21 protein-coding genes are annotated in these 23,794 nt (G+C 38.6%); 8 read left to right on the top strand and 13 right to left on the bottom strand.

Annotated elements, in window-relative coordinates:
* Window positions 1–17: 17 nt before the first annotated feature.
* From dxs to xseB, 3 genes are all read right to left on the bottom strand, one after another.
* Window positions 18–1,883: a 1-deoxy-D-xylulose-5-phosphate synthase gene (gene dxs, locus QE177_RS11300; protein ID WP_280549707.1), complete on the bottom strand. Its 1,866-nt coding sequence runs from the start codon at window positions 1,881–1,883 to the stop codon at window positions 18–20.
* 115 nt (window positions 1,884–1,998) lie between these two features.
* Entirely contained in the window at window positions 1,999–2,919 is a 921-nt protein-coding gene (gene ispA, locus QE177_RS11295) for a (2E,6E)-farnesyl diphosphate synthase (protein ID WP_280549706.1), read from the bottom strand.
* Window positions 2,920–2,922: 3 nt separating this feature from the next.
* On the bottom strand, window positions 2,923–3,177 hold the full coding sequence (gene xseB / locus QE177_RS11290; protein ID WP_026821461.1) for an exodeoxyribonuclease VII small subunit: 255 nt from the start codon (window positions 3,175–3,177) through the stop codon (window positions 2,923–2,925).
* Window positions 3,178–3,388: 211 nt separating this feature from the next.
* Between xseB and thiI the strand changes: the two genes are divergently transcribed.
* The gene (gene thiI / locus QE177_RS11285) at window positions 3,389–4,837 is read left to right on the top strand and encodes a tRNA uracil 4-sulfurtransferase ThiI (RefSeq protein WP_280549703.1); all 1,449 of its coding nucleotides are present in this window, start codon (window positions 3,389–3,391) and stop codon (window positions 4,835–4,837) included.
* Window positions 4,838–4,912: 75 nt separating this feature from the next.
* Here the strand turns inward: thiI and yajL are convergent, their stop codons facing one another.
* A complete protein-coding gene (gene yajL / locus QE177_RS11280; RefSeq protein ID WP_280549701.1) occupies window positions 4,913–5,503 on the bottom strand; it encodes a protein deglycase YajL in 591 nt (196 codons plus the stop codon).
* Between the two features lie 219 nt (window positions 5,504–5,722).
* Between yajL and QE177_RS11275 the strand changes: the two genes are divergently transcribed.
* Window positions 5,723–6,214, top strand: coding sequence for a YajQ family cyclic di-GMP-binding protein (locus tag QE177_RS11275; RefSeq protein WP_280549699.1), 492 nt, complete (start codon window positions 5,723–5,725; stop codon window positions 6,212–6,214).
* 40 nt (window positions 6,215–6,254) lie between these two features.
* On the opposite strand, the gene QE177_RS11270 is transcribed toward QE177_RS11275, so the two are convergent.
* The 9 genes from QE177_RS11270 to QE177_RS11230 form a co-directional block, all read right to left on the bottom strand.
* The gene (locus QE177_RS11270) at window positions 6,255–7,619 is read right to left on the bottom strand and encodes an MFS transporter (protein WP_280549697.1); all 1,365 of its coding nucleotides are present in this window, start codon (window positions 7,617–7,619) and stop codon (window positions 6,255–6,257) included.
* Window positions 7,620–7,796: 177 nt separating this feature from the next.
* On the bottom strand, window positions 7,797–8,684 hold the full coding sequence (cyoE, locus tag QE177_RS11265) for a heme o synthase (RefSeq protein ID WP_280552277.1): 888 nt from the start codon (window positions 8,682–8,684) through the stop codon (window positions 7,797–7,799).
* A 12-nt stretch (window positions 8,685–8,696) separates the two neighbouring features.
* The gene (locus tag QE177_RS11260; protein WP_280549695.1) at window positions 8,697–9,029 is read right to left on the bottom strand and encodes a cytochrome o ubiquinol oxidase subunit IV; all 333 of its coding nucleotides are present in this window, start codon (window positions 9,027–9,029) and stop codon (window positions 8,697–8,699) included.
* Window positions 9,026–9,643 (bottom strand): cytochrome o ubiquinol oxidase subunit III, encoded by a 618-nt coding sequence (locus QE177_RS11255; protein ID WP_280549693.1) that lies wholly within the window; start codon window positions 9,641–9,643, stop codon window positions 9,026–9,028. The genes QE177_RS11260 and QE177_RS11255 overlap by 4 nt, the downstream gene beginning before the upstream one ends.
* The gene (gene cyoB, locus QE177_RS11250) at window positions 9,633–11,624 is read right to left on the bottom strand and encodes a cytochrome o ubiquinol oxidase subunit I (protein ID WP_280549691.1); all 1,992 of its coding nucleotides are present in this window, start codon (window positions 11,622–11,624) and stop codon (window positions 9,633–9,635) included. The genes QE177_RS11255 and cyoB overlap by 11 nt, the downstream gene beginning before the upstream one ends.
* Window positions 11,625–11,629: 5 nt before the next feature.
* Window positions 11,630–12,577 carry a cytochrome o ubiquinol oxidase subunit II gene (cyoA, locus tag QE177_RS11245; protein ID WP_280549689.1) on the bottom strand — a complete coding sequence of 316 codons (948 nt, stop codon included), beginning with the start codon at window positions 12,575–12,577 and terminating at the stop codon, window positions 11,630–11,632.
* Window positions 12,578–12,955: 378 nt separating this feature from the next.
* Window positions 12,956–13,687 (bottom strand): outer membrane protein OmpK, encoded by a 732-nt coding sequence (locus QE177_RS11240; RefSeq protein ID WP_280552276.1) that lies wholly within the window; start codon window positions 13,685–13,687, stop codon window positions 12,956–12,958.
* A gap of 267 nt (window positions 13,688–13,954) precedes the next feature.
* Window positions 13,955–15,493, bottom strand: a complete 1,539-nt coding sequence (locus tag QE177_RS11235) for an MFS transporter (RefSeq protein ID WP_280549688.1) — start codon at window positions 15,491–15,493, stop codon at window positions 13,955–13,957.
* Window positions 15,494–15,568: 75 nt separating this feature from the next.
* Window positions 15,569–16,153, bottom strand: a complete 585-nt coding sequence (locus tag QE177_RS11230; protein ID WP_280549687.1) for a YajG family lipoprotein — start codon at window positions 16,151–16,153, stop codon at window positions 15,569–15,571.
* A 266-nt stretch (window positions 16,154–16,419) separates the two neighbouring features.
* On the opposite strand from QE177_RS11230, the gene bolA reads away from it, so the two are divergent.
* From bolA to QE177_RS11200, 6 genes are all read left to right on the top strand, one after another.
* Window positions 16,420–16,722 carry a transcriptional regulator BolA gene (gene bolA / locus QE177_RS11225; RefSeq protein WP_280552275.1) on the top strand — a complete coding sequence of 101 codons (303 nt, stop codon included), beginning with the start codon at window positions 16,420–16,422 and terminating at the stop codon, window positions 16,720–16,722.
* Window positions 16,723–17,068: 346 nt separating this feature from the next.
* Window positions 17,069–18,373 (top strand): trigger factor, encoded by a 1,305-nt coding sequence (gene tig, locus QE177_RS11220; protein ID WP_280549685.1) that lies wholly within the window; start codon window positions 17,069–17,071, stop codon window positions 18,371–18,373.
* Window positions 18,374–18,641: 268 nt separating this feature from the next.
* Entirely contained in the window at window positions 18,642–19,265 is a 624-nt protein-coding gene (gene clpP, locus QE177_RS11215) for an ATP-dependent Clp endopeptidase proteolytic subunit ClpP (protein ID WP_026821476.1), read from the top strand.
* Window positions 19,266–19,381: 116 nt separating this feature from the next.
* A complete protein-coding gene (gene clpX / locus QE177_RS11210; RefSeq protein ID WP_180559661.1) occupies window positions 19,382–20,668 on the top strand; it encodes an ATP-dependent protease ATP-binding subunit ClpX in 1,287 nt (428 codons plus the stop codon).
* A gap of 190 nt (window positions 20,669–20,858) precedes the next feature.
* The gene (gene lon, locus QE177_RS11205; protein WP_280549677.1) at window positions 20,859–23,219 is read left to right on the top strand and encodes an endopeptidase La; all 2,361 of its coding nucleotides are present in this window, start codon (window positions 20,859–20,861) and stop codon (window positions 23,217–23,219) included.
* Window positions 23,220–23,450: 231 nt separating this feature from the next.
* Complete coding sequence (locus QE177_RS11200) at window positions 23,451–23,738, top strand: HU family DNA-binding protein (protein ID WP_180559663.1); 288 nt, start codon at window positions 23,451–23,453, stop codon at window positions 23,736–23,738.
* The last annotated feature ends 56 nt before the right edge of the window (window positions 23,739–23,794 follow it).

Genomic DNA, 23,794 nt, shown 5'->3' with positions numbered 1-23,794 from the left:
TCAATCTATCCATCAATTTATTTGGCGTAATAGTTGTTAATTGATTTAACAATTCCAGCTGCATTAAGGCCAAGCTCAGCTAGGATTTCTGCTTGACTTCCTTGTGGAATATAGTGATCTGGTAAGCCGAGATTGATAATAGGCATAATGTGATGCGCTTTTAATAAAAATTCATTAACGCCGCTACCTGCTCCCCCCATAATTGCATTTTCTTCTAATGTTACCAATAGCTTATGAGTTTGAGCTATCTCCAGTAGCAATGTTTCGTCTAACGGTTTTACAAACCGCATATCGACCACCGTGGCATTCAGTAATTCTGCTGCTTTTATAGCTTCGGTAAGCAATGTTCCAAAGTTGAGGATGGCAATTTTTTTTCCTTGGTGGCGAATTAGCCCTTTACCAATTGGAATTTTTGCTAGTGGTTGTAAAGTGGCACCAGAACCCGTTCCTCTTGGATAACGAACTGCAACAGGCCCATCCTGGTAGTGATATCCCGTATGTAACATTTGGCGGCATTCGTTTTCATCACTTGGTGACATAATGATCATATCAGGTAGACAACGTAAGAATGATAGATCAAAGGCACCTTGATGGGTTTGTCCGTCGGCACCGACAATGCCGGCTCGATCGATAGCAAACAGGATAGGCAACTTTTGAATGGCCACATCATGGATCACTTGATCATACGCCCGCTGTAAAAAAGTTGAATAAATGGCGACAACAGGTTTATAGCCTCCAATGGCAAGGCCAGCAGCAAAAGTCACAGCGTGTTGTTCTGCAATTGCTACATCAAAATATTGTTTGGGATAGGTTTTAGAAAACTCAACCATGCCCGAACCTTCCCGCATGGCTGGCGTGATTGCCATCAGTTTAGGATCTTCAGCTGCTTCTTGACATAACCAATCGCCAAAAATCTGTGAAAAAGTTAATTGTTTATTACTGTTTTTGGGTAGGCTAAATGTTGCTGGATCAAATTTAGGCACGGCATGCCAGCTGATAGGATCTTTTTCGGCCGGTTCATAACCCTTGCCTTTTTTAGTCATGATATGTAAAAACTGCGGGCCTTTTAACTCACGCATATTTTTTAATGTTTGTACTAATGTAAGTACATCATGGCCATCAATTGGACCAATGTAGTTAAACCCCAACTCTTCAAACATAGTACTAGGGATTACCATGCCTTTAAGATGTTCTTCAGTTTTCTTTAACAATTCTTTAATTGATGGGATATTAGAAAATACCTTTTTTCCGCCTTCACGTAAGCTAGTATATAGATTGCCAGATAACAGTTGTGCTAAATGATTATTTAATGCGCCAACGTTTTCTGAAATTGACATTTCATTATCATTCAGGATCACTAGCATATCTTTATGAATATCACCTGCATGGTTCATGGCTTCAAAAGCCATACCGGCAGTAATGGCACCATCACCAATAACACAAACCGTTTTGCGATCTTTATTTTCATATTCTGCTGCTACCGCCAGGCCGAGTCCAGCACTGATTGAGGTAGAGGAATGACCAACACTAAGTACGTCATATTCACTTTCTGCTCGCCAGGGGAAAGGGTGTAAGCCATTTTTTTGTCGTATTGTACCAATACGGTCGCGGCGGCCAGTTAATATCTTATGTGGATATGCCTGGTGGCCGACATCCCAGATAAGATTATCAAATGGGGTTTTATAGACATAGTGTAAAGCGACAGTCAGTTCAATGGCACCTAAGCCAGAAGCGAGATGTCCACTGGAACGGCTAACACTATTTAACAAAAATTGTCGCAACTCCTCACATAATTTAACAAGACTTTCTTTTGGTAAAAGTCGCAATTCTTCCGGTGTTTCTATTAATGCTAAAGTTGGATAGGAAGCGATATCAATACTCATGTCTGCCCATTAAATAATTGTTTTTTGTTTATACCAATGACGCTGTAGTTGGCTGCCAAAAGATTATTTTGAATTTTTATTATCGGTAAAATGTTCTGTCTTTGAATCAAGGAAATTAGCTTTTTCGTTCGATAATAAAGTGCGTTAAGTTTTGTAGGGTTTCCGTATTAAGTCCATACTGTTGTTCTAACATATAAAGCGTATCCAGTGCTTGTTCATATAGAGTGTTCGCTTTTTTTTCTGCTTGTTCAAGACCGATTAATGATGGATAGGTACTTTTTTTATGTTTTTCATCTGATCCCTGATTTTTACCTAAAATGTCTGTATCACCGGTAACATCAAGGATGTCATCATGGACTTGGAATAGCAGTCCAATTGCATTGGCATAATTATCTAATAATGGTAGTAATTTGTGGCCTTGGTTGCCAGCCGCAAATGCGCTAATTCTGATGGCGGCACGAATTAAAGCGCCGGTTTTATGATGATGAATAGTTTCCAGTGTTGCGAAATCAATTTGTTGACCTTCTGATTCCATATCGAGCGCTTGGCCGCCACACATGCCTGCTGCTCCGGTAGCAGTAGCCAGCTCAGCTATCATCGCAAGGCGATTAGTATCACTAACATCTGGCATAGCCGAACGAGACAAGATGTCAAAGGCGAGTGTTTGCAGGGCATCACCAGCCAAAATTGCATGGGCTTCACCGAAGGAAATATGGCAGGTAGGCTGGCCACGACGTAGATTATCGTTATCCATTGCGGGTAAATCATCGTGGATTAATGAAAAGGCATGTATACATTCAACAGCTGCAGCAGGTACATCCAGATTTTCTACGGCAACATTTAACATATCACCTATAGCATAAACTAAAAAAGGTCTTAGTCGTTTTCCACCAAGTAATGCGCCATATTTCATCGCAGCGACAAGTTGACTCTGATTAAACGGAAGCCGCTGGAATTGGCTTAACAGAGTTTTGTTGACGCGATCTTGTACCCATTGGCGTTGATCGGCAAAAGAAAGTGTCACTATTTCAGACATGATTTATTTATCTTCCGGCGTAAAGTTATCTAGTTGTGCATTGTCATCGTCTTGTAACAAAATTTGGACCCGCTGTTCTGCCTGTTGCAACGCTTTCTGGCCTTGCCTAGCTAATTGGATCCCTTGTTCAAATTCACTTAATGCTTTTTCCAGCGGAAGCTCGCCTGACTCTAAGCGTGTGACTATCTGCTCTAACGCTATCAGTGAAGTTTCAAAAGATAGTGGATCTTGTTTATCAGATATTTTCTTTTTAGCCATAATCGTTTTACTTGCCTTAATATCGGGTGAATATGCGCGTAAGGCGATTTATTTTACTACATTTACGCATACAATTTATTCTTTTTGTGATTTTTAGCGATAAAGCACAATATAGTGATATACTTCCCACCTTAAAATCAAACGCTCTGCTAATAAATATGCATAATATGCGTTTATTCGCAAAAATAAAAACCGACTTTTATACAAAATTATGAAGTTTATTATTAAACTATTTCCTGAAATTACCATTAAAAGCCAATCAGTGCGGTTGCGCTTTATTAAGATCTTGGCTAGCAATATTCTTAATATATTAAAGGTATTGGATGCAGAAATTACCGTTATTCGCCATTGGGATAATATCGAAGTTCGCGCTAAAAAAAATACACATCATGATGAAATTTGTGATGCCTTAACGAGAATTCCTGGTATCCATCATATTCTGTTAGTTGAAGAATATCAATTCCGTGATCTCCACCATATTTTTGAGTTGGCTTATGCCACTTATGCTGAATCGCTAACCAATAAAAGCTTTTGTGTGCGCGTTAAGCGTCGCGGTAAGCACGATTTTAGTTCAATTGATGTAGAACGTTACGTTGGTGGTGGATTAAATCAACATATCTCGTCAGCCAAAGTGAAACTCAATCAGCCGGATATCACTGTGAATCTGGAAATTGAAAACGATAAAGTCATGCTGGTTAAATCCCGTATTCAAGGAATTGGTGGTTTTCCTATCGGTACACAAGAAGATGTTTTATCGTTGATATCCGGTGGCTTTGATTCGGGGGTGTCTAGCTACATGCTAATGCGGCGTGGTTGCCGAGTTCATTACTGCTTTTTTAATCTGGGTGGTGCCAGACATGAGATTGGCGTCAAGCAGGTTGCTTACCATCTTTGGCATCGTTTTGGTCGTTCACATAAAGTGCGTTTTGTGGCGATAGATTTTGCGCCAATTGTAAGCGAAATTCTTACAAAGATTGATGACGGCCAGATGGGAGTAGTCCTGAAAAGAATGATGATGCGTACCGCATCGATAATAGCCGAACGTTATGGGGTTCAAGCGTTAGTAACCGGTGAAGCGTTAGGACAAGTTTCTAGCCAGACATTAACCAATCTACGTTTAATTGATAATGTTACCGATACCTTAATTTTACGGCCATTAATTTCACATGATAAAGAACATATTATTAACTTAGCTCGTCAGATAGGGACGGCCGAATTTGCGCATACCATGCCCGAATATTGTGGTGTGATCTCGAAAAAGCCAACGGTGAAAGCAGTAAAAGCGAAAATTGAAGTGCAGGAAGCAAATTTTGATTTTACGCTGCTTGATCATGTTATTAGTACAGCACAAAATATTGATATTCGTCAGATAATGAATGACAGTCAAGAGGAAACGCCCGCAGTAGAAGTAGTTAGTACATTTTCTGTCGATGATATTATTTTGGATATTCGTTCTCCTGATGAACAGGAAGCTCACCCACTCAAGCTAGCAGGTGTTAAAGTGAAGTTACTGCCATTTTATAAGCTCAATAGCCAATTTGGTGAATTACCACCACAAAAACCTTATTTGCTCTATTGTGAGCGCGGTGTTATGAGCCGCTTACAGGCACTTTATTTACATGAACAAGGTTTTAAAAATGTAAAAGTGTATCGGCCTTGATGACAATAAGTTAACTTTTTCGTCCTAAGGATAAATGGTTGCCAGTTAATATGCCTAATTTCCGCTATATCGCCGTTAGTTAGCATAGTTATAAATACCAGGCGGCAGGACAAGTTGCGCAGCAACTTCCGCTGCCTTTTTTTTGCCAACCAGTAGCTCGATAAGTTTAAGTGAAAAATCAATAGCTGTGGCAGGTCCTTGGCTAGTAAGTAGTTTTACTCGTTCATCATAGTAGACACGAGAATCAACGCGTTTGTGGCTGGCAATTTTACTTTGTAAAGTAGGATAACCGGTCATATTGCCGATGGGAAATAAATTATGGTGTTCTAATACAATTGCTGGCACAGCACAAATGGCGGCAATGATTTTACCCTGATGATGGGACTGGCGAATTTTTTCAATGATCAGCGGATTATCACGAAACGCTTCTGCACCTTTTAATCCACCAGGTAATACGATGGCATCAAAATCTTGTTCAATAATCTTGACTAACTGAGTGTCGGCAACAATTTTTACTCTCCTTGAGCATGTTAATATCAATTCGCCATTATCTGCGGTACTCGCGGTGGTTACTGGGATTTCGGCTCTAGTTAATAGATCAATTGCTGTTACAGCTTCGATTTCTTCGCTACCGTGCGCCAGGCAAACGAGAACGGTTGGTGACATTTAAGTTTCTCTCTGTCTAATTAATGGATAAATAATTGTACTTATCGTGTTGTTAGCCATAACTGGTTAACAGTGCCATCAGCAAAGATCGCGATTGTTTTCCATCTAACTGAATCAATTATGCTTTTTGATGAGTCATTTAACTTCAAGTATAGAGCTTTTGCTGATAATAAAAAGTAGTATTATGCTATTTTATGAGTAATTAGGAGGTTATGAAATATGCCATCATTTGATATAGTTTCTGAGATTGACATGCATGAAGTCAGTAATGCCGTTGAAAATGCGCAACGTGAATTGGCTAGCCGTTGGGATTTTCGCAATGTTGAAGCCAGTTTTGAACTAAACGAAAAGAATGAATCCATTAAAGTGACGAGTGTGTCCGACTTTCAAGTAAATCAATTGGTAGATATTTTACGCGAGAAATTAGCTAAACGTGGAATAGATGGTGCTGTTTTGAATATACCTGACGATATTGTTCATAGTGGGAAAACTTATAGCCTTGAGGCTTCATTGTTACAGGGCATTGATTCGCTAATGGCAAAAAAGATCATTAAATTAATCAAAGAGAGTAAATTAAAGGTTCAAGCGCAAATTCAGGGAGAACAAGTTCGAGTAACCGGTAAGTCACGAAATGATTTACAATCAGTGATCGCATTAGTGCGAGAGGCGGAACTTGGTCAACCCTTTCAATTTACTAATTTTCGTGACTAAATTTGTTATGCCTGCTGTATATTCTACAGCAGGTAGTGGGTTATTGGTTATTAATGATAGTTTCCAACTGCTGCCGACTAATCATTTTTTTATCTATTCTAATGTAGGCGCTGAGCGCATTAAGATCGAGCATTACTTCACGCACACCCGGTTGATTCATCAATTGGGTTTGTAGTGAATTAAAATCTTTGATCTGTTGGGGTAAAATTAAGCGGATACTACTGGTATATGTAGGTTGATGCATATTTAAGCTAATAAAAAACCAACAGCTGCAAAGTATTAAGCTGGCCATAAAAACCAAGGAAGCGCCATTTAAGTGAAAAAGCCATCCGCCTAAAATCCCACCTAACGCAACGCCCAGAAACTGACTGGTTGAATAGAGCCCCATTGCAGTTCCTTTATATCCGGCAGGCGCCTCTTTACTGATAAGTGAAGGTAATAATGCCTCCATAACATTAAATGCAATAAAAAATAGTTGCAGACCAAGCACGATTAACCAAAACTGTTGATTAGAAAAACAAAATGTTAATTCAGATATAAATAAGATACTAATACATAATAGGAAAACTTGTTTCATTCGCTGTTGCTTTTCAGCATAGATAACAAAAGGTAGAACCGTGATAAAAGCAATAAGCAAAGTGATTAAATATATTTTCCAATGTTGATTAGCTTGTAGACCTGAATCAATAAGCACTAACGGTAAAGCAACAAAATTTGCCATCAGCAGGGTATGTAAACAAAATATACCAAAATTAAGTTTAAGGAGTTGGCGATTATTAATAACTCTTTGTACGCTATTTTTTATAAAATGCGTTTCACGATTAACGATATGATATCGGCAATCAGGTATAACAAAACGAGTTATTAATATTCCACCCAAGGCAAGTAAGCTTATTCCCCAAAACAGACCATGTAGACCGATAGCATGAGTAATAATCGGGCCAAGAACAATCGCAATAGCAAAAGTGATGCCAAAGCTTATTCCCATAAAAGCCATCGCTTTGGTTCTATTTTGTTCGCTAGTCAGATCGGAAAGTAATGCCATAATGGCAGCAGAAATAGCACCTGCGCCTTGTAAAGCGCGGCCGATAATAATCCCCCAGATAGAATCAGTTATTGCGGCGATCACACTACCTGCAATAAAAATAAGCAAGCCGGCGGTAATTAATTGCTTACGACCAAATCGGTCGGACATTAGACCAAAAGGGATTTGGCAGATAGCCTGACTTATACCATAAATCCCAATAGCTAGACCAAGTAATAGTTCGTTAGCATCTTTTAGTTCGCGTCCGTAGCTCGTTAGTATGGGTAATACCATGAACATGCCCAGCATACGTAATGTGAATACCGCCCCTAACCCCCAAGTTGCCTTTAATTCTTTTGGCGTCATTTTACTATCATTCATGGTTTATCTCAGAAGCTTAAGCAGTGGACATTGTAAAATGGTTTAATCGTTTAGTTAATATATTTGTCGTCGAAGCATTAACAAAGTATGAATAAAAGAGTAGGGAATTGGTTGGCATATTGGCTATTTTAACTGTGAAGCTAGTGGCAATTATTTGCCACTATTCAAGGTAAATTATTATTTGATATAGACAAAAGTCTGTTCAGCAGTAACTGTTGGATCAATAGACATCATAACGCTCAGAGAGGTAATCGCTATGATAGAGAATATAAACAATTTTCGTGCCCAAAGACGATCATCATTCTGATTTTTAAAACCAGAAATTGCCATACCAAGCCACCATAAACTTACCGCGGCGGCAACAATAAGATATTTGTAGCCGGCATAGCCGCTAATGGCGAGCATAATAGTTGCTACCATAAAAGCAAGGATATATAAAAAGATATGGGTTTTGGCGACGGAAATTCCTTTAATTACTGGTAACACGGGAATATTGGCAGTCTGATAATCCTTGAAACGAAAAATAGCAATAGCATAAGAGTGTGGCATTTGCCATAAACTAAAGATCAATAGCAGAATCAATGCTCCCATATCAAATTGATCAGAAACAGCGCAGTAGCCAATAACTGGCGGAGCGGCGCCGGATAGGCTGCCTACCAGGGTGCCATAAACCGATTTACGTTTCATATAGAGGCTATAAATACCGACATAAATGACAAAACCAATAACAGCAAGCAGCGCCGCTAAGGCATTGGTGACAAGATAGAGCAAAGCTATGCCAGCAATACCTAGTATGCTGGCATAGATTAGGCAAAATTTCGGATCAATAAGTCCTTTAACTAAAGGTCGATTTTTGGTTCTCTCCATCATTCGGTCGATATCACGGTCAATATAGTTGTTAAAAACACAACCAGAAGCGACGACCAGAGATACACCGAGTAATGTAGTCATAAATAGCGGGTAATCAATTATGCCTTTTGCCGCGAGCAGAAAACCGCCAATGACAGAAATTAGATTACCGAAAATAATACCTGGTTTGGTCACTTGTAGATATTGCTTCATCAGAACCACAACTCTTTAGTCGAGCATCATATTGATGTTCAGGTTATACATTATCCACAGAGAGCCAATAACAACAATGCCAATAATTAGCATCGTGAACAGGAAGGCAACAAGATTCCAACGGTCATCTGAAGAGGTATTCATATGTAAGAAACAGATAAGATGTACCAGGATCTGGGCAATTGCCGTACCAATAACGATCCACAGGATAGTGTCATGAGATGCAATACTATTCATTACCATCCAAAAGGGGACAACCGTTAAAATGATCGAGAGTATAAAGCCGATTAGATAGGTCTTCATACTACCGTGGCTAGCACCTGAGTGCGGTGTATTGGTGTAACTCATGCAAGGGCCCCCAACAGATAAACAACGGTAAATACACAGATCCAAACAACATCTAAGAAGTGCCAAAAAAGACTTAAACAACTTAAACGAGTCTGATTTACGGCAGTGAGGCCATGACGTGAAATATGGATAATCATGATAATAATCCAGGCTAAACCAAAGCTTACATGAATACCGTGTGTACTAACTAGGGTGAAGAAAGCGGAAAGGAAAGCGCTGCGATCAGGCCCATAACCTTCAGCAATGAGCTCATGGAATTCGTAAATTTCCATGATAACAAAACCTAATCCGAGTAAAAAAGTAATCAGTAGCCATAACTTAACTAGATTGATTTTCTGCTTATACATCGCCAGCATCGCAAATCCATAAGTGATGCTACTAAACAATAACAGGAAGGTTTCGACCAATACAAAATTGAGGTTAAAAATATCCTTTCCTGTCGGGCCGCCGGCAGTACCATTAACCAGAACAACATAGGTGGCAAATAGGCAAGAAAACAGGATCAAATCACTCATTAAATAGATCCAAAAACCAAATACTTTTGTTGCGCCTATGTCATGATGCCCATGATTGTCATGGGCAATATGTTGATTAGCTATTGAATTAGTTGACATGGTGGATACCTGCTTTTTTCAGTTCATCGTAATGCTGATTTTCAATACGTTCAATTTCTTTTACAGGAACATAATAATCAACATTGTCATCAAAACTTTTACCAATCCAGGTGGCGATAATTCCCGCAAAGCCAATAATCGCTAGCCACCAAATATGCCAGACCATAGCAAAACCGAACATCAAACAAAAGGCTGAGATAATAACCCCGGCAGCAGTATTTTGTGGCATATGAATGGGTTCATATTTGGTTGGCTGTTTATATGCAATCCCTTTTTCTTTCATATCCCACCAAGCATCACGTGTATCAATTTGTGGCTCTTTAGCGAAGTTATAAAAAGGTGCCGGAGACGATGTAGACCATTCTAGTGTACGGCCACCCCATGGGTCGCCGGTGATATCGCGATTTTTGTGGCGATCGCGAATACTGACAATTATTTGTATGACTTGGCAGAAGATCCCGATAGCAATTAGAGCCGCACCGAGTGAAGCGACCATCAGCATCGGATGATATTGTGGATCAATGTTTTGACTTAAACGACGAGTCATACCCATGAAACCGAGTATATAAAGTGGCATAAAGGCAATAAAGAAACCGCTGATCCAAAACCAGAAAGCACGAACGCCCCATTTTTCATTTAATGTAAAACCAAAAGCTTTCGGAAACCAGTAGGTCATACCGGCAAAGCAACCAAAGACAACCCCGCCGATAATCACATTATGGAAATGGGCAATCAGAAATAAACTATTATGCAGCACAAAATTTGCGCCGGGAACGGCCAATAGTACGCCCGTCATTCCACCAATGGAGAAGGTAATAATAAAGCCAATCGTCCAGAGCATCGGTGTTTTGAATTCGATACGGCCATGGTACATGGTAAATAACCAATTGAATATTTTTACTCCAGTTGGAATAGCAATAATCATGGTAGCTATACCAAAGAATGCATTGACGTTGGCGCCGCTGCCCATGGTAAAGAAGTGATGTAACCAGACGACAAACGACATTACGGTAATAACAATGGTTGCCCAGACCAGAGATGTATAACCAAATAAACGTTTTTTGGCGAAAGTGGCGGTAACTTCCGAAAATACGCCAAAAACAGGTAACACGAGTATATAAACTTCAGGATGCCCCCAAGCCCAGACCAAATTGATATACATCATCATATTACCGCCCATATCATTAGTGAAGAAATGGGTGCCTAAATATCGGTCAAGTGTGAGGAGTGCGATGGTAACAGTTAAGATTGGGAATGCGGCAATAATCAGTACATTAGTACAAAGTGCTGTCCAGGTAAAAACAGGCATTTTCATCATTGACATGCCAGGTGCTCGCATTCGTAGAATGGTGGCAAAAAAGTTTATTCCGGTTAGCGTCGTGCCAATGCCTGATATTTGTAAACTCCATATCCAGTAATCTACCCCGACACCAGGATTGTATTCCTTACCTGATAATGGGGGGTAAGCCAGCCAGCCGGTCTGGGCAAATTCACCGATACCCAATGACAGGTTAATCAAGATAACGCCAACGACAAATAACCAAAGACTTAGAGAATTTAAAAAAGGAAAGGCGACATCGCGAGCACCAATCTGTAATGGTACAACCAAATTCATTAAACCAACCACGAAAGGTGTTGCCATGAAAAAAATCATAATAACACCGTGTGCGGTAAAAATTTGATCATAATGATGCGGTGGTAAAAAACCGGCCTCACCGGCTGATGCTAATGCTTGTTGACCACGCATCATAATTGCATCGGCAAAACCACGAAGTAGCATGACCATGGCAACGATAATATACATAATGCCAATTTTTTTATGATCGACACTCGTTAACCATTCACTCCATAACCACTTCCATTTACCAAAATAGGTGATAACCCCTAAAATAGCGATACCCGCTAATAAAATACAGATCACAGTGATGACAATAATTGGCTCGTGAATCGGGATTGCATCGAGCGTTAATTTACCCAACATACTATTTATTCCTTAGCATCGACATGAGCAGAATGGTTCATATGCATTAATTGATTGCCAGACATTTCATGTACGGTTTTGTTAGCATGATTGATATGATGTTCATGGCCGAATTTTAATATCAGTTCTTCATAGAGATTTGGTTTTACGCTTGAAAAATAGGTAACAGGAACATTGTGGCTAGGTTTAGCCAATTGGTTAAATGTCGCCATGCTATCTAGCGTTTTGGGGGATGCTTTTACTTGTTGTACCCATTTGTCAAAGCTTGCCATATCAGGCGTTGCAATAACATTAAATTTCATGTCTGAAAAACCATGCCCGCTATAACTTGATGAAAAGCCTTTATAGGTACCAGGTTCATTAGCAATTAAGTGAAGCTTCGTTTGCATACCGGCCATCGCATAAATTTGGCCACCCAGTGCGGGAATAAAAAAGGAATTCATCACTGACTCAGCTGTCACTTTAAAGTTGATTGGCACACCGACAGGAATCGCGATTTCATTAACGGTAGCAATATTTTCTTCTGGGTAGACAAATATCCATTTCCAATCGGTTGAAATGACCTGAATGGTAATAGGTTTTTTATCGCTTTCTAATGGTTTATAGGGATCCAATTGATGGGTGGTTTTCCAGGTGATTACGGCAAGAATGATGATGATGATGATAGGAACTGTCCAGCAAACTAACTCGATTTTATTTGAGTGAGCCCAGTCTGGCCGGTAGGTTGCTTGTTTGTTGCTTGCTCGATATTTTCTGGCGAAGATAATCGCCATAAAAATGACCGGAATGACAACAATTAACATTAAACCAAGCGCAGTCAGTATTAGTTTTCTTTGCTCAATACCAATGGCGCCCTTAGGATCCATTAATACCATATCGCAACCAGTTAGCAGGCAAACAATAGCAAGCAGTGAGATGACTCCAATACTTCCTTTATATTTTATAAGTCTCATTTAGCGACCCCAAATGACAAAGATGGTTATTGTCGTTTTGTATCAGTGTGGGCATTTTACGGTAACGTTATATTAGTGTAAACAATTGTAAGGCGCACAAATATAATTGTTATTACTTTCTGTTAAAGTGATCACATGTAAAATTGAATTTATTATAGAACGGTTTTAATGATTATTTTGCGGTTAACAAATATTTACATTAAATGATTTTATTATGAATAAAAAGAAGTAGATAAATGGAAGCGGCCGTGTGATTTTATAGGTTGAAAATCAATTATAATGCTAAATAACCGTTAAATTTTTTGATGCTTGTTATTTAGCACTAGTTAAAAGTAGTATTTATTATCAAAAACGCTGTCTTTACGTTAGCTTACATGATTAAAAATTATATTTAATGGTATAAATGATCCCATCGTGATAGAAATCATCCCCAAGCTTGTTATCGGCATAACGATATTGAATACCCGCAGATAAGGTTTCTAATGGCGTCCACCATAACGCAATAGCGCCATTAATCCCTTCTTTTCCGCCATTACCATAGCGTTTTGCGCGATTAAATTCCATTTCATGCCAATTAGTGATAAAAAAATTTTGTGACCACAATTGAAAACTATAACCTGCAACCCAACCAATGACATAACCATTGTTACCAGAATAGAAACTTTGATCAACATAATGTAAGGCTAAGAAGGGTTTTAGCCAAAAATTGCCGAGTGAGAAATTGTAGCCAAAACCATAAAGTGTGTTAATTTCGTGGAAATTACCCCCATTTTTATAGCCGGGTAAGGACCAAATACCATAAAGATGGCCATAGAGGTTAAAGCCACTGTTACCTAAGTAGAAACGACCTGTGGTTTTAACGGCGTAGCGTTGGTTTTTGCTGGGCTCTATTTTACGCTGATGAAATGGATTCTCCACATCAAAGAAACCATAAAGTTCACCCCAATTAAAGTTAGCGCCTCCTTCCAGTTCAAGATAGGCAAAATCTTTTTTGCGGGTAGAGTGAGCTGATTTATTTTCCGCTCGTTGTGACCAGTCAAAATAATTTAGACTGATATTAGCAAAACCATTTTGATAACCAACAGGGTTTTCTGTGGTGGTATTAGCCATGGCAAACGGAGTGAGTGACGTCAATATCGTAATAGGTAAAAACTTTTTACTCATAAATTTTGTTAACTTAATATTAAATAAATTTAAACGCATTTTAATACAATGCAAAAGTCGCGAGATGATAGAGTTTGTTTTTGTAAATAGAAATAGGATCCTATTGATAGAGTGATAGAGATCACTCTGTATCAATGATTATTTCTTAACAGTCAATAATAAATAATTTATATAAATGTTATAAAGTTAACTATCTGTATTTATTAATATATTCTAAAGGTTATTATTGCATTGTTTGGGTATTTCTGTTTTACGTATTGCCAGATAATCCAGAATCCCGCCTAAAATAAAACCAACGGTACCCATTATTATACTAAAATTAATTAGTTGCTCTTTATAAATTAACATTTTTAGCCATAGCTCGATATGTTGGGTAAATAGATAAATTTGACAGGTGGAAAAATAACAAGCAACTGTTACTATAAGCCAAAATATAAATATACCCGCTGATATGGCAAGACACAAAATAGCTAATTTATATGTTTGTTTAAAATAAGTTCGACGCATAAATTGGCCAGTTTGTTGGATATAAGATAAAGATGGTTTGCAAATCAATAATAAAAAAATACTCGGCAATGAAATAATGATCGAGATAAGATAAAAAGTGGGCCAATCATATTTGCTTACTAACATGCTTGCGATGGGGCCAACATAAACTCGTCCGATGGCAGATATAGCTGACAGTAATGCAAATTGAGTTGCTGAAAGAGAATGATTACAAAGGGTCATAAGTAGTGCGACAAAAGCGGCCGTTCCCATGCCGGAGAAGATATTTTCAATAAAGATAACGCTGCTGGTGGTATAAATATTGGCGGGCGTTACTGCCAGAAACCAATAACCAAAATTAGAAATAGCCTGTAAAATAGCGAAAATAAGTAAGGCTTTAAATAAGGACATTTTTTGCATAACATAACCGCCATATAAAGCGCCAAGAATAGTTGCAAAGAGTCCAAAAGTTTTATTAATGGTGCCAACTTCACCTAGAGAAAAGCCAAGTTTATTTAATAGAAAATTGGTACTAAGCGCCATAACAAATGCATCGCCCATTTTATAGAAAATGATTAACAACAAGGTGATCCAGGCATTATTACGACTAAAAAATTCTACGAAGGGCTCATAGATAGCTTCATAGAGTGTTGTGGGTGGTGGGGATTTTATTAGCGGTTCTTTCGCCGATAACGTTGCGTAGACACCAATTAGCATTAAGCTGGCCATCAGTAGATAGAGTTGCTGCCAAGTAACAAAATGGTCGACCAACCATAAAGCCAATCCGCCTGAAACTAGCATACTAATACGATATCCCATAACGGATATTGCTGCTCCGGCACCACGCTCTTCTGCCGACAATAAATCGGTTTTATAAGCATCAAAAACAATATCTTGGGATGCAGAGCAGAAAGCGACAAGCACTGCAACTGCTGCCAAGTACCAAAGATGTTCCTTTGGGTTCATAAATCCCATCGCCGCAATACTGATAATCAGCAAAATCTGCGTGGTTAATAACCAACCACGACGACGACCTAACCATGGCAGGGTATAGCGATCCATTAAGGGTGACCAAAGAAACTTTAATACATAAGCTTGGCCAACTAATGAAAAAAAACCGATCGTTTTAATATCAATATTTTCGACGGTCAGCCAGGCTTGTAAAGTACTTGCGGTAAGTGCCAAAGGCAATCCTGACACAAAACCTAGCAAAAGCAGCACTCTGGAACGATGTTGGCTAAAAACGGTCAGGTAGTTTTTTTTCATAGTCGTCCTATTGCTCTGTTATTGTTAAACAGAGTTATTGCTGGCAATACACTAATTAATCCGCTCAACAATTCATTATGTGTTTTGTTTTATAAACTGACTGGTTTCAGGATCACTCGCCATATCAGCCATAATGTCGGTTAACGCTTTATTGATAGCATTAGCAATTTTTTCATTGCTGGCATCAAGCGGCCCTTGTTCGTTATAGCTACGCGTATAGGTACGTGTACTGGTTGAGCCATTAGATGCCATAGCTACGACGCTAATCGCAATATCGACAGTAATATTATGACGTAAGCTGCCTTCCTGTACATCGGCATACAGCTTATTTAGAACAATTTGCAAATTAATATTAGCCGGTGCGCTAATAGTATAGCCTCTAGCAACCATCTGTTTTTCTAATGCTTCCTGTAATAGATAACGTAAATCGCGAGAGGGTTTTAATATGGCTAATGCGGCATTACGATTAACTTCGGCAAGTGCCGTTCTGCTTCGTTTATCAATGCTAGTAATGTTAATTGAAACTGCTCTTATGGTTGGATCTTGAGTTGGCAGTGTAATATTTGGATCGATAGATAGAGTATTACTTTGGGCAACACATCCCATTAAACCCAATGAGATTAACAGAGCAATGATTAGACAAAAGGTATTTTTTAACATGTTTTCTCAACCTATTTTGAAATTACTTGATTTAATCGTTACCATACTTTGGTGTTTTACTGCTAGTATGCCAGAAAGTTATCGGCATTTGATGAAGGAACCCACTAAAAAATTTGCCTGGATGAGGCTTTAATCGTAATTTAGTAAAATCTAATCCTATTTCTAACCGATATGGCTAAATCGCAGACAGTAATAATAAATAAATGCTTACTTATGGAATTAAATTGAAAGAGTCTATTAATATGGTAACTAAACCTATGCAAACTATGCGTAAGCAAATTGAAGAAAAACTTAACTACGCTTTTTCGCCTGCATATTTGTTGGTGTTAGATGAAAGTGATCAACATAATGTTCCGCAAGGCTCGGAAAGTCACTTTAAAGTTATTTTAGTGACAGAAAAATTTGCTGCACAACGGATGGTTGCTCGTCACCAAGTTGTTTATCAATTATTAGCAGATGAATTATCTAATTGTGTTCACGCATTGGCGTTACATACTTATACACCAACTGAGTGGCAACAACGCCAACAGATAGTCTTTCCTTCACCAGCTTGCCGTGGTGGGGAGTAGGTCAATCTAGGTTAAGAAATAGATAATTATGCTGCCTTACCACGATATTATCTAACAATAGTTGCTAATATAAAGTACTATTATCGTTCTTGGCTTATACTGCGTTAGTCATAGCAATTTTAGCGCGTTTACTATTTATTATTCACCTTTTCTCGACTCACCCCTTATGCATCTGTATAATGTCGCGTCTAATTTTCTATAAGGTTTCGGAACACTTCTACTTATCAGGGATCCTCAAAAATAGAGGGTAAACCCGGGTTTCGGGAGCAGAGTGTTGTCTGAGCAAGTGCTTGATAACATTCACTCTGGAGTTGACCGAGTACTAAGATTCTTTTGAGGTAACAAGATGCAAGTTTCTGTTGAAACAACTCAAGGCCTGGGGCGTCGTGTAACAATTACCGTTCCTAATGCTGATATTGAAAAAGCAGTGAATAGTGAACTCATTAATGTGGCAAAAAAAGTGCGCATTGATGGTTTTCGTAAAGGCAAAGTGCCAATGAATATCGTTAAGCAACGTTATGGTACTTCTGTATTACAGGATGTGCTAGGCGATTTAATGCAACGTAATTTTGTCAGTGCAATCATAGAACAAAAAATTAATCCAGCAGGGGCACCAAAATATCAACCTGAACAGTTTAAAACGGGTGAAGATTTTACCTATACCGTTGAATTTGAAGTATATCCAGAAATTGAGCTAAAGGGTTTAGAAAATATCAAGGTTGAAAAACCTATTGTTGCGGTAAAAGAGCAAGATGTTGATACCATGTTGGAAACATTACGCAAGCAACAAGCAACTTGGCAAGAGACAAAAGAGAAAGTTGGCGCAGATTCGCGAGTGACTATCGATTTTAAAGGCACAATTGATGGTGAAGCGTTCGAAGGCGGTAATGCGAGTGATTTTGTGTTAGTAATGGGTGAAGGTCGCATGATACCAGGTTTTGAAGATGGTATTATGGGGCATCAGGCAGGGGAAGAATTTACCATCGATGTCAATTTCCCTGCCGATTATCATGCAGAGAATTTAAAAGGTAAAGCGGCTAACTTTGCTATCACTTTGCAGAAAGTGGAACAACGGATATTACCAGAACTAACCGAAGAATTTATCAAACAGTTTGGTGTCCCTGATGGTTCAATGGAGAGTTTACGTGCAGAAGTACGCAAAAATATGGAGCGTGAGCTGAAAACCGCTGTTCGTAATCGAATTAAGACCCAAGTACTTGATGGTTTAGTTAAGGAAAACGAAATTGAGGTGCCTACTGCTGTTGTTGACAGTGAAATAAATGTACTACGTCGACAAGCCGCACAACGTTTTGGTGGTAATGAAAAACAAGCATTAGAATTACCACGTGAAATATTTGTCGAGCAAGCTAAACATCGCGTCATTGTTGGTTTATTATTAGGTGAAGTTATTAATAAAAACTCGCTAACCGCAGATGACGCTCGCGTTAAATCACTGATTGAAGAGATGGCTTCGGCTTATGAAGACCCCTCTGAAGTGATCGAATACTACAGCAAAAATAAAGAGTTAATGGATAGTGTTCGTAATTTGGCGCTAGAAGAACAGGCCATTGAAATATTATTAGAAAAAGCGGAAGTAACAGATAAAGAAACTCAATTCCAAGAGTTAATGAATCAGGCTCAGATGAGGTAATTGCTGAGTAGTGAAATGTTATTATCTGGTTTTGTGAAAACCCGTGGTTTAATGCTACGGGTTTTTTATCGTTAAAAAACTTTTCCTTTTTCTTGAAAAAAGAAAAGAATAACCCCAGATAATTTTCTATATTGTTGTATGACTTTCTTCATAAGGGAGAATATCCCTTTATGAATAATGGTTAAGTTTGTAATTATAGTCATTCTTATTTATCTCAAGTAGAATTAGATAGATTGGGCACCATAAAGCGTTTAATTAGGAGATGGAAATGTCATATCATAATAATCAAGATCAACTTGCGCCGCATATGGCATTGGTGCCAATGGTCATTGAACAGACTTCACGCGGTGAACGTTCTTATGATATTTATTCGCGCCTACTTAAAGAAAGAATTATTTTTTTAACTGGCCAGGTCGAAGATCACATGGCGAATTTAGTGGTTGCTCAAATGCTGTTTTTAGAAGCTGAAAACCCGGATAAAGACATTCATCTTTATATTAATTCACCGGGTGGAGTTATAACGGCAGGTATGTCAATTTATGACACGATGCAATTTATTAAACCTGACGTTAGTACAATTTGTATGGGGCAAGCATGTTCGATGGGTGCTTTTCTGCTTACAGCTGGTGCTAAAGGAAAACGTTATTGTTTGCCCAATTCTCGTGTCATGATTCACCAACCGTTAGGCGGGTTTCAAGGACAAGCGTCTGATATCGAAATTCACGCCAAAGAGATTTTAAAAATTAAATCACGTATGAATGAATTAATGGCTAAGCATACGGGTAAAAAAATAAAAGAGGTTGAGAACGATACTGAACGGGATCGTTTTTTAACTGCAGAGGAAGCAGTTAGTTACGGTTTGGTAGATAAGATTTATACTAATCGTAATTAATTTACATAAATGTATGGCATGCCTGATATAGTTATATACATGATTAATTAGTAACAGTTTTCTGTTATCCTCTTTGTTAAAATTAGGGTGATGGTTAAAAAAGTGAGGTTATCTGAATGACAGATAAACGCAAAGAGAGTTCAGGAAAGTTGCTGTACTGCTCCTTCTGCGGAAAAAGCCAGCATGAAGTTCGTAAATTAATTGCTGGTCCGTCAGTTTATATCTGTGATGAGTGTGTTGAGCTCTGTAACGATATTATTCGAGAAGAAGTTAAAGAGATTGCACCACATCGCGAGCGCAGCGCATTACCGACACCCCATGAAATTCGTCATCATCTGGATGATTATGTTATTGGCCAAGAAAATGCTAAGAAAGTATTGGCGGTAGCCGTTTATAACCATTATAAACGCCTACGTAATGTTTCTAACGAAGGAATGAATGGTGAAGGGGTAGAGCTAGGTAAAAGTAATATTTTGCTTATTGGGCCCACTGGCAGCGGTAAGACACTATTAGCTGAAACTTTGGCGCGCTATCTAGATGTCCCATTTACTATGGCTGATGCGACAACATTAACGGAAGCGGGTTATGTTGGCGAAGATGTTGAAAATATTATTCAGAAACTTCTACAAAAATGTGACTATGATGTAGAGAAAGCACAGCGTGGTATCGTCTATATTGACGAAATAGACAAAATATCTCGTAAGTCGGATAATCCGTCAATTACGCGAGATGTTTCAGGGGAAGGGGTTCAGCAAGCTTTACTTAAGCTTATTGAAGGTACAATTGCTGCGGTGCCGCCTCAGGGAGGCCGTAAACATCCACAACAAGAATTTTTACAAGTTGATACTTCTAAAATTTTATTTATTTGTGGTGGTGCATTTGCAGGTCTTGATAAAGTGATTGGACAACGGTTAAATACACGTTCAGGCATTGGTTTCTCAGCTGAGGTAAAAAGCGAATCTGAGCGGGCGACTGAAGGTGAGTTGCTTTCTCAAGTGGAACCGGAAGATTTAATTAAGTTTGGTTTAATTCCTGAGTTTATTGGTCGTTTACCTGTCGTAGCTACTTTAGGCGAATTAAGTGAAGAAGCATTAATTCAGATTCTGAAAGAGCCTAAAAATGCGTTGACTAAGCAATATCAAGCACTTTTTGAACTTGAAGGTGTTAATCTGGAGTTTCGTGAAGAAGCATTGAAAGCAATTGCGAAAAAAGCCATGTCGAGGAAAACAGGAGCACGTGGTTTACGTTCTATTGTAGAAGGCGCTTTACTCGAAACTATGTATGATTTGCCGTCAATGGAGCATGTTGAGAAGGTCGTAATTGATGAAATGGTGGTTGCTGGTCAATCAGAACCCTTGGTGATTTATAGTCAGCCTGATATACAAGCATCCGGTGAAAAATAAATCTCAATGCTTTTTTTGATTGAATTGTATAATGCAAAATGAGGGATTTCCCTCATTTTGTGTTTAATGCCAAATCAGGCTATTGAATGTCAAAATCTTGTCCCCATATAACTTTATATTTGAACTGAGGTTTCTCAAAAATTTTAAGGAAACCCTAAAATTGGCATAAGCTAAACGAAGAGAGAACCTTATGAATCTTGAGCGTTCCGAACGCATTGAAATTCCCGTACTGCCTCTGCGTGATGTCGTGGTTTATCCACATATGGTGATCCCATTATTTGTTGGCCGTGAGAAATCAATTCACTGTCTTGAAGCCGCAATGGATCATAATAAGCAGCTCATGTTGGTGGCTCAAAAAGAAGCGTCTACTGACGAGCCAAGTGTAAATGATCTTTTTTCTGTAGGGACAGTTGCTTCTGTTTTGCAGATGCTAAAACTACCAGATGGTACTGTTAAAGTATTAGTTGAAGGTCTGCGGCGTGCAAAAATCACAACGCTAACAGATAATGGAGAATATTTCATTGCACAGGCTGAGTATTTTAGTTCTCCAACTGTTGATGAAAAAGAGCAAGAAGTCCTAAACCGGACAACCATTAATCAGTTTGAAGGCTATATTAAACTGAATAAAAAGATCCCGCCTGAAGTATTAACATCATTGCATTCTATTGAACAATCGGACAAATTGGCTGATACAATTGCTTCCCATATGCCGTTAAAATTAGCGGATAAACAGCGTGTATTAGAAATGGCGGATGTGGTTGAGCGCCTTGAATATTTGATGGCAATGATGGAATCTGAAATTGATTTACTGCAGGTTGAAAAACGTATTCGTAATCGCGTTAAAAAGCAGATGGAGAAAAGCCAGCGCGAATATTATTTGAATGAGCAGATGAAAGCAATTCAGAAAGAATTAGGTGAGATGGAAGATGCACCTGATGAATATGAAATGTTCAAACGTAAAATTGAAGAAGTCAAAATGCCAAAGGAAGCGCGGCAAAAAGCGGAAGCAGAATTACAAAAATTGAAAATGATGTCACCGATGTCTGCTGAAGCGACAGTTTTACGGAGCTATATTGATTGGATGGTGCAAGTCCCGTGGAATGCTCGTAGTAAAGTTAAAAAAGATTTGCTAAAAGCTCTGGAGACTCTGGATAGTGATCATTACGGTTTAGAACGCGTTAAGGAACGTATTCTTGAATATTTAGCTGTGCAGAGTCGTGTCAGTAAAATTAAAGGGCCAATTTTATGTTTGGTGGGACCGCCTGGTGTTGGTAAAACATCCTTGGGTCAATCGATTGCTAAAGCGACAGGGCGTAAATATATTCGTATGGCACTCGGAGGTGTCCGTGATGAGGCCGAAATTCGTGGACATAGACGAACTTATATTGGTTCCATGCCGGGAAAACTAATTCAAAAGATGGCAAAAGTGGGTGTTAAGAACCCCTTATTTTTGTTAGATGAAATCGACAAAATGTCCTCGGATATGCGTGGTGACCCTGCATCAGCTTTACTTGAAGTGCTCGATCCTGAACAAAATGTTGCCTTTAATGACCACTATTTAGAAGTTGATTATGACCTTTCTGATGTTATGTTCGTTGCGACTTCAAACTCGATGAACATTCCAGCACCGTTATTAGATCGAATGGAAGTGATTCGTCTTTCTGGTTATACCGAAGATGAAAAACTCAACATTGCGAAAAAACATTTGTTACCCAAACAAATCCAGCGTAATGCTCTGAAAAAAGGGGAGCTTACAATCGACGATAGCGCAATTATTGGCATTATTCGTTATTATACCCGCGAGGCTGGTGTTCGTGGTTTAGAACGGGAAATTTCAAAATTATGCCGTAAAGCAGTAAAAGCACTACTGATGGATAAATCATTGAAACACCTTGTCATTAATGATGATAATCTAAAAGACTATCTTGGTGTACGTAAAGTTGATTACGGTCGTGCAGATACTGAAAATCGTATCGGTCAAGTGACTGGTTTGGCTTGGACAGAAGTTGGTGGTGATTTATTAACTATTGAAACGGCTTGTGTACCGGGCAAAGGTAAACTCACTTATACCGGATCGTTAGGTGAGGTTATGCAAGAATCGATTCAAACTGCGTTAACCGCCGTTCGAGCGCGAGCAGAAAAGTTAGGTATTAACGCTGATTTCTACGAAAAACGGGATATTCATGTACATGTACCAGAGGGGGCAACGCCAAAAGATGGTCCCAGTGCAGGAATTGCAATGTGCACAGCATTAGTTTCTTGTTTGACCGGTAATCCTGTACGAGCAGATGTAGCGATGACAGGTGAGATAACATTACGCGGGTTAGTGTTACCAATTGGTGGTTTAAAAGAAAAATTGCTAGCAGCTCATCGTGGTGGGATAAAAATTGTGTTAATTCCCGATGAAAATCGTCGTGATTTGGAAGAAATACCTCAAAATGTTATCGCAAATTTAAAAATTTACCCGGTAAAGACCATTGAAGAAGTTTTTTCTATTGCATTACAAAATCCCCCTTTTGGGATGGAGATAGTGAGCAAGAAATGTTGTTAATGCACTGATTTAAATTAAAAATTTTATATAAAATTAAAGCTGATAAATCTTAAATGGTTTATCAGTTTTTTTTATCTACTAAATAATTTAAGTAAACAAATCTATAATTATTTGGCTGTAATATGTTTTCTTGCCATACTTTTGTAGTAGTGATATGACGGTGTCATCTTTTTGTGAACCGTTAGCAATATGTTTGTTTAATCCATAATTAATAAAATGGGGATGATAAGCGTGAAAAAGAAAGAACTAGTAGATAAAGTTGCAAAAGAGTCAAAGGTTACTAGAAAAGACACGGAGACCGTGTTAAATACATTTCTGAAAACTGTATCTCATGCTCTTAAGAAAGGAGATAAAGTTCAGTTAATAGGTTTTGGCACTTTTGAAGTAAAACAACGTGCAGCACGTAATGGCCGTAATCCTAGTACAGGTAAGGCAATTAAGATAGCTGCTTCTAAGGTTCCGTCATTTAAAGCCGGCCAAGGATTAAAAGATACTGTTAACGGCCACAAGAAAAAATAAGGATTGCGGCATACTGTTAACGTATAAACTAAAACAGAATCAATTGTTTTAGTAAG

Source organism: Arsenophonus sp. aPb, assembly GCF_029873475.1.
Classification (GTDB): Bacteria; Pseudomonadota; Gammaproteobacteria; order Enterobacterales; family Enterobacteriaceae; genus Arsenophonus.
Note: the sequence above shows the minus strand (reverse complement) of the source record. Positions and strands in the feature narration are given on the sequence as shown.